Annotated in this window: 14 protein-coding genes; 8 read left to right on the plus strand and 6 right to left on the minus strand. The window is 70.3% G+C overall.

Annotation, left to right across the window (positions count from 1 at the left end; genetic code table 11):
• The first annotated feature begins 38 nt into the window (after window positions 1–38).
• From SS2_RS06685 to SS2_RS06710, 6 genes are all read left to right on the plus strand, one after another.
• Window positions 39–269: a hypothetical protein gene (locus tag SS2_RS06685; RefSeq protein ID WP_066462279.1), complete on the plus strand. Its 231-nt coding sequence runs from the start codon at window positions 39–41 to the stop codon at window positions 267–269.
• Between the two features lie 83 nt (window positions 270–352).
• Window positions 353–1,753 carry a glutamate decarboxylase gene (gene gad, locus SS2_RS06690; protein WP_066462281.1) on the plus strand — a complete coding sequence of 467 codons (1,401 nt, stop codon included), beginning with the start codon at window positions 353–355 and terminating at the stop codon, window positions 1,751–1,753.
• Between the two features lie 122 nt (window positions 1,754–1,875).
• The gene (locus SS2_RS06695; protein WP_066462283.1) at window positions 1,876–2,364 is read left to right on the plus strand and encodes a DUF1269 domain-containing protein; all 489 of its coding nucleotides are present in this window, start codon (window positions 1,876–1,878) and stop codon (window positions 2,362–2,364) included.
• Window positions 2,361–3,746, plus strand: a complete 1,386-nt coding sequence (locus SS2_RS06700) for a DUF2252 domain-containing protein (protein ID WP_066462285.1) — start codon at window positions 2,361–2,363, stop codon at window positions 3,744–3,746. The genes SS2_RS06695 and SS2_RS06700 overlap by 4 nt, the downstream gene beginning before the upstream one ends.
• Window positions 3,747–3,788: 42 nt before the next feature.
• On the plus strand, window positions 3,789–5,171 hold the full coding sequence (locus SS2_RS06705) for a hypothetical protein (RefSeq protein WP_066462287.1): 1,383 nt from the start codon (window positions 3,789–3,791) through the stop codon (window positions 5,169–5,171).
• Complete coding sequence (locus SS2_RS06710; protein ID WP_157607209.1) at window positions 5,168–5,908, plus strand: hypothetical protein; 741 nt, start codon at window positions 5,168–5,170, stop codon at window positions 5,906–5,908. The genes SS2_RS06705 and SS2_RS06710 overlap by 4 nt, the downstream gene beginning before the upstream one ends.
• Before the next feature lie 20 nt (window positions 5,909–5,928).
• On the opposite strand, the gene SS2_RS06715 is transcribed toward SS2_RS06710, so the two are convergent.
• The 4 genes from SS2_RS06715 to SS2_RS06730 all read right to left on the minus strand — a co-directional run bounded on the left by SS2_RS06715 (window position 5,929) and on the right by SS2_RS06730 (window position 9,035).
• Window positions 5,929–6,240 (minus strand): SHOCT domain-containing protein, encoded by a 312-nt coding sequence (locus SS2_RS06715; RefSeq protein WP_066462292.1) that lies wholly within the window; start codon window positions 6,238–6,240, stop codon window positions 5,929–5,931.
• A 27-nt stretch (window positions 6,241–6,267) separates the two neighbouring features.
• Window positions 6,268–6,738, minus strand: a complete 471-nt coding sequence (locus SS2_RS06720; RefSeq protein WP_217995570.1) for a DUF6325 family protein — start codon at window positions 6,736–6,738, stop codon at window positions 6,268–6,270.
• A gap of 89 nt (window positions 6,739–6,827) precedes the next feature.
• Entirely contained in the window at window positions 6,828–7,379 is a 552-nt protein-coding gene (locus SS2_RS06725) for a potassium channel family protein (RefSeq protein ID WP_066462293.1), read from the minus strand.
• Between the two features lie 3 nt (window positions 7,380–7,382).
• Window positions 7,383–9,035, minus strand: a complete 1,653-nt coding sequence (locus tag SS2_RS06730; protein WP_083941861.1) for an MFS transporter — start codon at window positions 9,033–9,035, stop codon at window positions 7,383–7,385.
• Window positions 9,036–9,187: 152 nt separating this feature from the next.
• On the opposite strand from SS2_RS06730, the gene SS2_RS06735 reads away from it, so the two are divergent.
• Window positions 9,188–9,958 carry an alpha/beta fold hydrolase gene (locus tag SS2_RS06735; protein ID WP_066462294.1) on the plus strand — a complete coding sequence of 257 codons (771 nt, stop codon included), beginning with the start codon at window positions 9,188–9,190 and terminating at the stop codon, window positions 9,956–9,958.
• Between the two features lies 1 nt (window position 9,959).
• Here the strand turns inward: SS2_RS06735 and SS2_RS06740 are convergent, their stop codons facing one another.
• Together SS2_RS06740 and SS2_RS06745 are read right to left on the minus strand one after the other, a co-directional pair.
• Window positions 9,960–10,295: a YnfA family protein gene (locus SS2_RS06740; protein ID WP_066462295.1), complete on the minus strand. Its 336-nt coding sequence runs from the start codon at window positions 10,293–10,295 to the stop codon at window positions 9,960–9,962.
• A 9-nt stretch (window positions 10,296–10,304) separates the two neighbouring features.
• The gene (locus SS2_RS06745; protein ID WP_066462296.1) at window positions 10,305–11,477 is read right to left on the minus strand and encodes a class I SAM-dependent methyltransferase; all 1,173 of its coding nucleotides are present in this window, start codon (window positions 11,475–11,477) and stop codon (window positions 10,305–10,307) included.
• Window positions 11,478–11,722: 245 nt separating this feature from the next.
• Here SS2_RS06745 and SS2_RS06750 point away from each other — a divergent pair, with 245 nt between their 5' ends.
• The gene (locus SS2_RS06750; protein WP_217995571.1) at window positions 11,723–13,180 is read left to right on the plus strand and encodes an SLC13 family permease; all 1,458 of its coding nucleotides are present in this window, start codon (window positions 11,723–11,725) and stop codon (window positions 13,178–13,180) included.
• Window positions 13,181–13,297 lie beyond the last annotated feature (117 nt).

The raw sequence follows: 13,297 nt of genomic DNA on the forward strand, positions 1-13,297 counted from the left end.
GCTCTGGCGGTGACGGCCAGAATTTGGTGTCATGAGGCATGACCACAAACACCCCGCAGCCCGACGCCGCCACCCCGCGTCGGGGAGCCACCCCGGTCCCTGACTCCTTCGACGCCCGCTACCACGACGCTGACCAGCCCGGCATGGGAGACGTCCTGTCCGGAGGGGACGCGAGCCGCGCCCCGAAGTCCCTGCGCGACCCTGAGCGCAAGCCCAGCGGCGACGCGATCCTCGCCGGCCACGACTGGGACGCCCCCGAGGAGATCTGAAACCGTTCACCTGAGCCCGGTACGGAGCCCGGTCATCTGCGACAGGTGACGACCAGGCCGTCGCGTGACGCGACGATCGATGGATGGCCCTCCACGAACGTGACGCGATCCGCGACGAGATGAACGCCCCGCTGTTCGGCAGCGGTGCCCTGCGGGGCAAGGTGCCCAAGTACGCCTTCCCGCCGACCGAGGCCCCGGCCGACGACGCCTTCCAGCTGGTCTCTGACGAGCTCATGCTCGACGGCAACAGCCGGCAGAACCTCGCGACCTTCTGCCAGACCTGGGAGGAACCCCAGGTGCACAGGCTCATGGACCTCTCGATCGACAAGAACATGATCGACCAGGACGAGTACCCCCAGACCGCGGAGATCGAGCGGCGCTGCGTGCACATGGTCGCCGACCTGTGGAACGCACCCGAGGCAGGAAACCCCGTCGGCACGTCCGCAGTGGGCTCCTCCGAGGCCTGCATGCTCGCCGGGATGGCGGCGCTGCACCGGTGGCGAACGCGGCAGGAGGCAGCCGGGCGACCGACCGCGCACCCCAACATGGTGTGCGGCCCGGTGCAGGTGGTCTGGCACAAATTCGCCCGGTACTGGGACGTGGAGATCCGGGAGGTCCCCATGGCGCCAGGGTCCTACGCCATGACGGCGGAGCAGATGCTCGACCGGGTCGACGAGAACACCATCGTCGTGGTGCCCACCCTCGGGGTGACCTACACCGGTGCCTACGAGCCGGTCGCCGAGCTCGCACGGGCGCTGGACACCTTGCAGACGGACACCGGGCTGGACGTGGACATCCACGTCGACGCGGCCAGCGGCGGGTTCGTGGCCCCCTTCTGCACCCCCGACCTCGTCTGGGACTTCCGCCTGGAACGGGTGAAGTCGATCAGCGCCTCCGGGCACAAGTTCGGCCTCGCGCCGCTCGGGGCGGGCTGGGTCGTCTGGCGCGACAGCACCGACCTGCCGGCTGAGCTCGTCTTCCACGTGAGCTACCTGGGCGGGGACATGCCGGTCTTCCAGATCAACTTCTCGCGCTCGGCCGGACCGGTGATCTCCCAGTACTACGACTTCATCCGGCTGGGCCGGGAGGGCTACCGCGCCATCCACAGCTCCTGCTACGACAGCGGCCGGCTGCTCGCCCAGGCGATCCCCACCCTCGGTCCCTTCGAGATCGTCTTCGGGGCCGATCCCCAGACCGGCATCCCCGCGGTCACCTGGCGCATCCGTGAGGGCGAGGACCCGGGATACACCCTCTACGACCTCGCCGACCGGGTCCGCATGCGCGGCTGGCAGGTCCCGGCCTACCCGCTCACCGGCGCGGCCTCGCACATCGCGGTGCAGCGGGTGCTCATCCGTCAGGGGGTGAGCGGCGACCTGGTCACCGCCCTCGTCGACGACCTCCGCGCTGCCGTGGACCACCTCCACCGCCACCCGGTCACCGTGCCGCTGACCCCGGCGGAGGCGAGCGGCTTCAGCCACCTCTGACCCGTCCGGCACGGCCAGCGGCAGACGGGGAATCTCACCTGGAACTGGTGAGGTCAGGGTCCCCACCGTGGGGCACCGTGGAGGCCACAGCGTCGCCGACGCCCTACACACGGAGGTCCACCATGTCAGAGCTCATCGTGATCGGTTACGACGACCAGGCAGTCGCCACGCAGGCCTACGAGCAGGTCCTCGCGCTGCAGAAGGACTATGTGGTCCAGCTCAACGGCCTGGCCATCGTGGAGGTCGACACGGAGGGCAAGAGCCACGTGCACACCCCGACCAAGATCGTCGGCGTCTCGGCTGCCTCCGGTGCGCTGTGGGGGATGATCATCGGTCTGCTCTTCCTCGTGCCCTTCGTCGGCCTGGCGCTGGGCGGCGCTCTCGGTGCGCTCATGGGCGCCATGGGGAAGTCAGGAATCGACTCCGAGTTCCGGTCCCAGGTCCAAGAGATGCTCAAGCCCGGAAGCTCGGCCGTCGTGGTCATGGCCTCCAAGATCACCGAGGACAAGTTCGCCGACGCGATGAAGCAGTTCGGCGGCACCCTGCTCAAGACGTCCCTGTCGGAGGAGGACGAGCGTGAGCTCGCCCACGACCTGACCGAGGGCGCGTGAGGCTCAGCAGAGAAGAACGGGCTCGCCACGGGCGGTCCGTCCGGGACGAGCTGCCCCTGGAGGACCACGCCCAGCTGGTCACCGCAGACCGCCCCGACCCGGTCGACCTGCTCGAGAGCCAGGCAGAGGTACGGGTGAGCGACCTCGTGCCGATCCGGTACGGGCGGATGGTGGCCTCACCCTTCGCCCACTACCGGGGCGGTGCTCTCCTCATGGCCGCTGACCTGGCCCGCAGTCCCCACACGGGGCTGCGGGTCCAGCTGTGCGGGGACGCCCACCTGTCGAACTTCGGGGTCTACTCCTCCCCGGAACGGCACCTCGTCTTCGACATCAACGACTTCGACGAGACCTACCCGGGGCCCTTCGAGTGGGACGTCAAACGCCTGGCGGCCAGCCTGCAGGTCGCCGGCGAGAGCTCAGGGTTCACCGCCAAGGAACGCCGCACGATGGTCCGCCGGGCGGTGCGCGGGTACCGCGAGGCGATGCGCGGCTTCGCTGAGGAGGGGAACCTCACCGTCTGGTACTCCCACCTCGACGTCGAGGACCTGCTGCCGCGGATCGGCAAGCGGTTCGACGCCGAACGCCAGGACCGGGTGCAGATCCTCCTGGACAAGGCCCGGAAGCGTGACAGCCTGCACGCTCTCAGCAAGCTCACCACGATGGTGGAGGGCCAGCCGCGCATCGTGAGCCAGCCGCCGCTGGTCGTCCCGGTCGAGGAGCTGTGGGGGGAGGCGGCTGCCGCCGAGACCCACGCGCGCTTCCACGATCTGGTGCAGTCCTACTCCCAGAGCCTTCCCCGCGACCGCCGCCACCTCATCGCGGAGTTCGACCTCGTGCACGTGGCCCGCAAGGTCGTGGGGGTGGGGAGCGTCGGCACCCGGGCATGGATCTTGCTCTTCCAAGGGCTCGACGCGGGAGACCCGCTGTTCTTGCAGGCCAAGGAGGCACAGGCGTCGGTGCTCGCCGCCTACCTGCCCCCGGCCCCGGCCACCACCGAGGGCGAGCGCGTGGTCACCGGGCAGCAGCTCATGCAGGCCTCGACCGACATCTTCCTGGGGTGGGACCGGATCCTGGCGCCCGACGGCGTGGAGCGTGACTTCTACGTCCGCCAGCTCCGCGACGGCAAAGGATCTGTCCCGGTCGAGGAGCTGCGCGCCGAAGGGATGACGTATTACGGACGGATCTGCGGAGAAGCGCTCGCCCGCGCCCACGCCCGCTCCGGGGACCGGGTGGCGATCGCCGCCTACCTGGGCTCCAGCGACCGCTTCGACCACGCCGTGGCGGACTTCGCCGAGGCCTACGCCGAGCTGAACACCCGAGACCACGCGGCGCTCGCGGCCGCGATCAGGTCCGGACGGATCACCGCCCAGACCGGCGTGTAGCCATCAGGCGGGCCCGCCCGCCCCAGGGGAAGGATGTCGACGATGTCCCAGGACACCACGGGACCCGAGCCGGACGACGCCGCCCGGTTGACCGCGCGGCTCAGAGAGCTCGAACGAGAGAACGCCGCGCTCCGCGACCAAGCGGCCCAGGCTGCCCTGGCAACCGCCGGGGCGCAGGCGCCGGCCACCTCTCGACGCTCCCACGGCGTCCGGTCGACCGCCGCAGTGCTGCTCATCATCCTGGGCGTGCTGCTCGCCCCGGTCGCCGTGGTCGCGCACTGGGCCCAGCAGGAGCTCACCGACACCGACCGCTACGTGGCCACGATCGGTCCCCTCGCGAGCGACCCGACAGTCCAGTCGGCGGTGTCCAACCGGCTGACCGCCGTCGTCATGGAGCAGCTCGACGTCCCGACCCTCGTCGGCGATGCCCTGTCCGCGTTGAACAGCCCCGACCTGCCGCCCACGGTCGGCCTGGCGCTGGGGGCCGCCCAGCAACCCCTCACCGACGGCATCGAGTCCTTCGTCCACAAGACCGCGACCGCCGTCGTCGAGAGCCCGACCTTCGAGGACGCCTGGGTCGAGGCGAACCGCCTCGCCCACACCCAGCTCGTCGCCGTCATGGAGGGAGACACCGGGAACGTCCTGCAGGTAGGGGACGACGGGCAGCTGACCATCGAGCTCGCCGGGCTCATCGAGACCCTCAAGACGCGGTTGGTGGACAACGGCTTCGCCGTCGCAGCGAACATCCCGGAGGTCAACGCCTCGTTCACCATCGTGGAGACCAGTCAGCTCGTCACCGCCCAGAACGCCTACGGTGCCCTCGACGTCATCGGGACATGGCTGCCGTGGCTCAGCCTCGCGCTCATCGCCGCCGGGGTGCTCACCGCCGTGCACCGCACCAGGGCCCTCGTGGTGGCAGGGCTCGCGCTCGCGGTCTCGATGCTCGTGCTGGGCATCGCGCTGTACCTGGCCAGGACGCTGTACCTGGACGCCCTCACCGGCACGGTCGACCGCCTGGACGCCGCAGAGATCGTCTTCGACCAGCTGGTCGCCTTCATCCGGGCCGCGCTGCGCACCGTCGCCGTGCTGGGCCTGGTCCTGGCCGCCGCGGCCTACCTGGGCGGCGGCAGCGCCTCTGCGCGCAGCCTGCGGGCCAGCGCCGGGCGGGCCTTCACCACGGTCCGTGGCTGGGGTCAGCAGCGCGGGGTGACCACCGGGCCGGTCGGCACCTGGTTGTACGTGCACCGGACCTTCCTGCGGGCGGTGGTCCTCGCGGTCGCCGGTCTGGTCGTCCTGCTGGCACCGGCACCGACCCCGGCGCTGCTGGTCACCACAGCAGTGGTGACGCTCGTGGTGATCGGGCTCCTGGAGCTGCTGGCGCGGCCGCCGCTCGCCCAGGAAGCGGCTGGCCCCGCGCTCCCGTGACCCACGACGACGGAGCAGACGACCTAGGCGGCGTCGAGGCTGGCGATCACGCCGGCGCCGAAGGCAGCGACGAGGCTGGCGACGAAGCTGGCGACGCGGGCCAGCAGGCCGAGCATCGGTGGCCGATGGCGCTGGCGACGCTCACCGCCGGGGTGCTGCACCAGTTCCTGCCAGCGGACTTCCTCGTCTCCCCGCGGTGGATCTTCCCGGCCTTCCTCGTGGTCTTCCTCGGGGTGCTCATCGCCGGGGACCCTGGTCTGATTGACCGCCAGCGACCGTGGCTGAAGGTGACCACCGGGCTGATGATCGCCTTGATCGCCGTGGTCAACGCGGTGACTGCGATCCGCCTCGTGCGAGGGATCTTGTGGGGGCAGTCCTTCGAGGCCGCCGGCCCGCTGCTCGCGGTCGGTGCGATCGTCTGGACGACGAACATCATCATCTTCGCGCTGTGGTTCTGGGACTTCGACGGTGGGGGAGCCTCGGCGCGGGCCGCGGCGCACCATCGCGGAGCGGCAGCCTTCGTCTTCCCGGAGATGTCCAACCCTGACCTGGTCCCACCGCGCTGGACTCCGCAGTTCGTGGACTACCTCACGCTCTCCTTCAACACCGCGACCGCCTTCGGTCCCACAGACGTGTCTGCCTTGCGGCGCTCGGCCAAGCTCATGATGATCGCGGAGTCGTCCATCTCGCTGGCCCTGGCCACTCTCGTGGTAGCCAGGGCAGTCAACATCATGTGAGATGTCGCCGTCAGGAGGAGTCAGCGCGCCAGGATGCGTTGCTTCTGCGCCTCGAACTCCGCCTCCGTCAGGACGCCCCGCTCCTTGAGCTCACCGAGGGAGGTGAGCTGGGCCAGGACGTCATCCATCCCACCGGCGGCAGGCGCAGGCGCGGCAGGTGGCGGCGCAGCGGGAGCCGGTGCGGGCGGGGGCGGCGCTGCGGCCTGCGGTTGGGCGGCTGCCTCCTGCCCGGCCCAGCGTCCCGCCTGGCGGCGCGAGACGCGGTTGGAGACGGCGGTCGCGGTGCCCGCGACGACGGCCGTCCGGGCAACTCCACGAAGCAGACCGGGCATGATGGTCGTCCTTTCGTCGGTGTGGGATCAGGTGTTGTTCTGCTCGGCCGCGTCCAGGGACGCGAGGATGGCCTGGACCGGGACGCGTCCGCTCGCCACGAGCTGGGCGCCGTCGCGGCGCAGCGCGGTCGCGAAGGGTGCGGCCCAGCTGTTCTCATAGACGAGGACGGCCGCTGAGCTGCCGGGGGAGATGACGGTCGCGGCCTCCTCGAGGTCGTCCTGTCCGAGGAGCCCGGAGGAGACGCCGTCAAACACGGTGAGGTCGAGGTCACCGTCGGAGTCGAGGTCGGACAGCTCGATGCCGCTGAGGGTCCCGTCCTGGTCCTTCTGGACGAACAGCAGGTCGAGGATGCGGATCACCCCGCGGTCCACGAGGTCCACCAGCAAGGGCAGGCCTACGCCGGTGAAACGGCTCCCGGGGAACTCCACGACGACGTAGTCGACGGGCCCCATCTCCTCGATGCTGCGCTCGTCTGAGCCTGAGAGGTCCTCAGTCATGCTGACCACCTGTCCTTGCGTGTCGTCCTACGTGTCAGTGCTACGGTCGCGCACCCTGACCGTGCGCGCGTCATCCAGGACGGACGAGATCATCGGCTCTCCCCGCTGACCACCTGGGCGCCGGTCATCAGACGCAATGCCGCGCCGACGTAGAAGACGTTGATGAGCATCTGCGCGGTCACGATCGACCGGGCAGCGGCCCCGGCCGCATGGATGTCACCGAAGCCGACCGTCGAGACCACGGTGACGGTGAAGTACAGCGCGTCGGCCCGGCTGTCGATCCCGGAGAACTGGTCGGGTGAGGCGGTCGCCAGGCGGTCGTAGGTGATCGCGAAGACGAGGATGAGCAGGTAGAGCACCGTGAGCAAGGCCTCGGCACGCCCCCATGTGGTCAGCCGGCGCCGGAAGGCGCGGACCTGAAGATGCAGCACGATCACGAAGCCGGTGAGGGCCAGGATCGACCCTCCGGTGCGCAGCCCGGACTGGCGATCGGCGAGGAGGCCGCCGTCGGGCAGGACGAAGTAGCACGCGGTGAGCAGCACGATCATGAGGGAGGTGCGGGCGGCGAAGGCGCCCAGCTCCTGCGCCACGGACCGGGTGCCGAGCGGGGGAGCCGCCTCGTCCGCCTGAGATGTGTCCATCGCTCAGCCTTTCTGCGCGCGGACCTGCGGCGCCTCATCCGTCGGTGGTGAGCGACGAGCCGGCGCCCGTGGTGGTGGAGCGTCTGCGGGGATCCGCCGGGAGAACAGCAGGGAGAGCAGCCCGATGACGGTCAGCGCGAAGAGCGCCAGACGCAGCGAGGTGACCTGGGAGTCGGTGTAGAGGGTGGTCAGGGTCTGTCCCTGCGCCGTGGTCAGCCCCGCCTGGGCGGCGATCGTGTCCACGCTGGACGCCTCGACGATCGGGACACCGTCCTGCGTGCTCGCCGAGACGAGCGACTGAGCCGATGCCGGCAGGTCGCTGGCGGCCACCGCGCTGGTGAAGGACGTGGTGAGCGACGCGATGAGGACAGACCCGATGACCGCAGTGCCCAACGACGAGCCGAGGTTCTGGAACACCCCTTGCAGGCCGCCCACCTCGCTCGTCTGCTTCTCCGTCACCGCCGACATGTTGACGTTGCCCAGCTGCGAGGCGAGCAGACCGAGGCCCGCCCCGGCGCAGAACATGCCTGCGGCGAAGAAGCCGTTCTTGAGGTCGATGCTCACCGAGCCGAGGAGCACGAGCGAGCTCACCACGAGGATGGACTGCCCCCAGCGCACGATGCGCCGTGGGGACCACCGGGCGGACAACCGGGTGCCCACCACCGAGAACAGGATGAGCGAGACGGACAGCGGGAAGATCTTCGTTCCGGTCGCCAGTGCGTCGAGGCCGAGGGTCATCTGCAGGTAGACGGGCACCATGAAGAACAGGCCTGCGGTGATCGCGTACTGCGCACCGAGCACGGTCAGCCCGCTGCGCAGCACCCGGATGGAGAACACCTCCATGTGGACCAGGGGCGGGCGTCCGCTCCGCACCAGGGTGCCCTGGCGACGGACGAAGGCATAGAGCAGGAAGGTGCCGGCGAGGATGAGCCACGAGGTCAGGGAGATGCCCAGCGGCGTGATCTCCCGCCCGGCGATGTCCGGTGAGGCTGCCGGGCGGACCCAGCCCCAGGTCTTGCTCTGCAGCATCCCGAACACGGCGAGCACCAGCCCGGAGGAGGACAGCAGGACGCTCCAGATATCGATGCGCACAGGCTCGCGCGGGGTGGAGTCGGTGACCAGGCGGGAGAAGGACACGACGATGATCATGATGACCACCTCGCCGGCGAAGACGTACCGCCAGCTGGCGTAGGTGGTGAGGAAGCCGCCGATGAGCGGCCCGGCGGCCACGGCCGCACCCGAGAGCGCGCCGATCGTGGCGTAGGCCTTGACCCGGTCGGTCCCGGTGTAGTTGTCCGCGACGAGGGCGGCCACGGCTGGGATGACGAGCACCGCCCCGAGTCCCTCGACGATGGACCAGCCCAGGAACAAGAAGGCGAAGTTGGGGCTCAGGGCGGTGATGAGCGACCCGGTGGCGTAGATCATGGACCCGACGACGAAGGCCCGACGCCGGCCCCAGACGTCACCGAGCTTGGCCCCGAGGAGCATGAGGGCGGCCATCGTCAGGGTGTAGAAGGTGATCGCTGCCTGCATGGCGGTGACGGTCGTGTCGAGGTCTGCCACGACGGTGGAGATCGACACGTTCATCACGGTGCCGTCGAGCACGAGGACGAACTGCGCGCAGCCCAGGACGATGAGGACGGACCACTTTTTCATGTCCGGTACCTTCCGGTTGGTCGCTCTTGGCCCTGACTCCTCGTTCGAGTATCGCTGGGGTGGTGCGTCTCGGCCACGCGTGTCGGTGGCCGCTGCTAGCGTGCGGTCCAGATCGACCGGCCGTCGGGGCCGGACGGGCGGAGGGAGAAGCGATGAAGCACGTCGAGGTCGGGCCGGACGGGGCGCACCTGGGGTACGTCGAGATCGACGGGCGCGCGGACCTCCCGCCCCTGGTCTACCTGCACGGACTGGGGTCCAGCTCGGCCGTCTACTTCGCCGGGTCAGCGGCGGACCCGTCCTTGGCCGGGCGCCGGGTCCTCATGCTCGACTTCCTCGGGTTCGGCATCAGCGACCGCCCCGCGTCCTTCGGGTACACCCTGTCCGAGCACGCGGAGACCGCCGCCCGAGCGCTGGACCTGCTCGGTGTGCGCGGCGCGGACGTCATCGGGCACAGCATGGGCGGCGGCGTCGCGGTGCTGCTGGCCGAGCGGCGCCCGGACCTGGTCGGCCGGCTCGTCCTGGCTGAACCGAGCCTGCGCCCCTCGCCTCGCCCGCGGGTGGAGCCGTACACGGAGCAGAGCTACGTCGACGGCGGGTTCGCGACCGTGCTCGACGAGGTCGGTCTGACCTGGGCGGCGACCATGCGCCTGGCGTCCCCGGTGGCGATGTACCGGTCCGAGCACGCGCTCGGTGCCACGATGCCCGTGCTCGACGACGTGCTCCTCGCCCTGCCGATGCCGCGCGCGATCATCGAAGGTGACCAGTCCGGATGGTTGCACGACGACCCGCAGCTGCGCGCCGCCGGGATCGACGTCCACGTGGTGACCGGTGCCGGGCACACCCTGATGCTCGACAACCCGGCCGGTTTTGCCCAGGCTGTCGCGCGGGCGCTCGACGGGGTCGCGCCCGTCCCGGCGCGCTAGCTCAGATGGGGCGGGGGGCGTACATGATGACTGCCACCCCGACGAGGCAGATCAGCGCGCCGGCCACGTCCCAACGGTCGGGCCGGAACCCGTCGACCACGTAGCCCCACACGAGGGAACCCGCCACGAACACCCCGCCGTAGGCAGCGAGGATCCGTCCGAAGTTGGCGTCCGGCTGGAGCGTCGCGACCAGCCCGTAGAGGCCGAGCGCGATGACACCTGCTCCGATCCAGGCCCAGCCGCGGTGCTCGCGCACCCCCTGCCAGACCAGCCACGCACCACCGATCTCGAGGACCGCGGCAGCAGCGAACAGCGTGATGGACCGCAGGATCGTCATGGAGGCAGGCTAGGGGAACAGCCGATAGAAGCGCCACAACCCGAAGCCGGCGTCCTCGAGCACCTCGAAGCGGGACAGCCCCGCGCGCTGGGCGTAGCGACGCAGCGTCTCGGGGCGCATCACCGTGCCGGTGGCCTCGGAGGGCGTGCGGGACATGCCGTCCGGCAGGCAGACCAGCAGGCTGTACCCGTACATGAGGCGCTCCACGTCGTCGCCCGGGGGAGCGAAGGTGGGCGCGACGGCCTCGTCCATGACGATGACCGACCCGCAGGCACGCAGGGACTGACGTGCCGCCGAGAGCACCGTCACCGGCTCGGACAGGTCGTGGATGCACTCGAAGGCGAAGACGACGTCGTAGGTGTCAGCGGGCAGCCCGGCGGCGTCGGCGACGGCGAACTGGACGCGGTCGCCAGCGGGGGCCACCGGGTGAGTGGTGGGATCCGTGGGCCCCGCAGCACCCGCAGGATCGGCGGTGGGCAGGCTGGCGCGGGCGAGGTTGGCCTGGGCGAGGGCCACAGAGGGCGCGTCCACGTCATAGCCGTGGATGGTCGCGCCGGGGTAGGCCGCGGCGAGGGCGAGCGTGGACCATCCGGCGCCGCACCCGATGTCGGCCACCCGCGCGCCGGGCCGCCTCAGGGTGGAGTCGAGCGAGGGGACGCCAGCCAGGGCAGCCGGCAGCGCATGGGTGAACCAGGGGCGGTTGAGGTCGGCCTGCGACTCGCGCGCATCGGGCCCGAGCTGGCTCCAGCTCACGCCTCCTCCGCGGCGGTAGGCCTCCAGGATCCCGGGCAGCTGCTGCATGCTGGCGGCGAAGGTGCGGGCCAGCGGCGCGAGGTAGGACAGGCTCTGGGTGTCGGTGAACACCTCTCGGGCAGCGTCGGAGAGGGCGAAGCGGCGCTCGCCCTGCGGCGTCGGCTCCGGGCCGGTGACCTCGACGAAGCCGGTGATCGCCTGCTGCTCGAGCCACTCGCGGACGTAGCGCGGGTGCGTCTGGGTGCGCTCGGCAAGGTCGCCGGCGCTCGTGGGGCCGTGGGTTGCCAGGCTCTGGTAGAAGCCGAGGCGGTCCCCGAGGTAGATGGCGAGCAGGTCCGTCGTGCCGAGGGCGGCCTGCAGCACCCGGTCCGCCACCTCCTCGGCAGTCGGACGCCGGACGGGCACGGGGTCGTCTGGGTGTGCGCTCATCTGTGGTCCTCATCTCCACTGTGCGCTCCCCGCCGGCGTGCGGCAAGCATGCCCTCCCATCTGGGTGCCACCGCTCCTCGTCCTCGTTCCAAAGTCCCAGATCCGGGCTGTTCTGGCGGCCTACAGTCGATGGACGGCACTCGCCAGCGGGCGGGGCCGCCACGGGAGGACGACCCATCAGCATCGACGCGCAGTCCCGGCCCAGCACCGCCGCGCAGGACGAGAGCGCCCACCGGCCACGGCTGGTGCTGGACAGGCACGTCGTCGGGCTGGTGGTGGGCCCGCTGCTCGCGATGATCGCCTACCTGGCCATGCCTGACTACGTCATCGAGGGCGCGGCTGCGGACTTCAACGAGCGGTCGGCGGCAACGGTCGCGGCCGTGCTGGTGCTCATGGGCGTGTGGTGGATGACCGAGGCGCTGCCCCTGCCGGTGACCGCGCTCGTCCCGCTCGTCCTCTTCCCGGTGCTGGGTGTCGCGGAGATCGGGGACGTCGCTGCCCCCTACGCCAACAAGGTCATCTTCTTGTTCCTCGGCGGCTTCGTCCTCGCCCTCGCGATGCAGCGGTGGAAGCTGCACCTGCGGATCGCCCTCAAGGTGGTGCTGATCGTCGGCTCTCAGCCCACGCGCTTGGTGCTGGGGTTCATGATCGCCACCGCCGTGCTGAGCATGTGGGTATCCAACACCGCGACTGCGGTGATGATGCTGCCGATCGGCATGTCCGTGCTGCGTCTGGTGGAGAAGGCGACCGGCGGTGAGGGGGACCGCAACTTCTCGACCGCGCTCATGCTCGGCATCGCCTACGCCGCGACGATCGGGTCCTTCGGCACCATCATCGCCAGCCCGCCGAACGCGCTCATGGTCGGGTACCTGGAGGAGACGCACGGCGTGGTCATCGGGTTCGGGCAGTGGATGCTCGTGGGGGTGCCGCTGTCGGTCGTCTTCCTCGTCCTGGCGTGGTTCGTCCTCACGCACGTCGTGTTCAAGCCGCGGCTGACGGTCATCCCCGGCGAGGGGCAGATCATCCGCGACGAGTACGAGGCGCTGGGACCGATGACCGCGCCCCTGTGGCGGGTCGCGGCCGTGTTCCTCACCGCCGCGCTGTCTTGGGTGCTCATCCCCGTCGTCTGGCCGGGGACGCCGGTGACCGACGAGGTCATCGCCGTGATCGTCACGGTCGCGGTGTTCCTCATCCCCTCCGGCGCGAGGCCGGGCGAGCGGTTGCTGGGTTGGCAGGACACGAGCGAGCTGCCGTGGGGGATCCTGCTGCTGTTCGGGGGAGGGCTCGCTCTCGCCAGCCAGATCAGCGCCTCTGGTCTGAGCGTCTGGATCGGCGAGCGGGTCCATCTCTTCGCCGACCTGCCGCCGATCCTGCTCGTCGCGGTCGTCTGCCTGCTCACCGTGGTCCTCACGGAGTTCATGAGCAACACGGCGACGGCGGCCACCCTCATCCCCATCATGGGCGGGGTGGCCGTGGGCCTGGGCCTCAGCCCGATGATGCTCGTCATGCCGGTCGCCCTGACCGCTGCGTGCACCTTCATGATGCCTGCGGCCACGCCGCCCAACGCCATCGCGTTCTCCTCGGGCTACGTCACCATCCCGGACATGATCCGCGGGGGCGCGCTGCTGAGCATGTCCGGGATCGTGCTCATCACGGCGACCATGTACACCCTCGGGGCCTGGGTCTTCGGTCTGACCTTCTGAGCGCACACCGCCGCGACGCAGGCTCGGGCGGGGTGCGGGGATCCGCGCGACCGCGACCCATCCGAGCCGGGCACGGCTCCGAACCTTGGGTGAGGCATCTCAAGAAGTGGGGTCGGC

Source organism: Sanguibacter suarezii NBRC 16159, assembly GCF_001552735.1.
GTDB lineage: Bacteria > Actinomycetota > Actinomycetes > Actinomycetales > Cellulomonadaceae > Sanguibacter > Sanguibacter suarezii.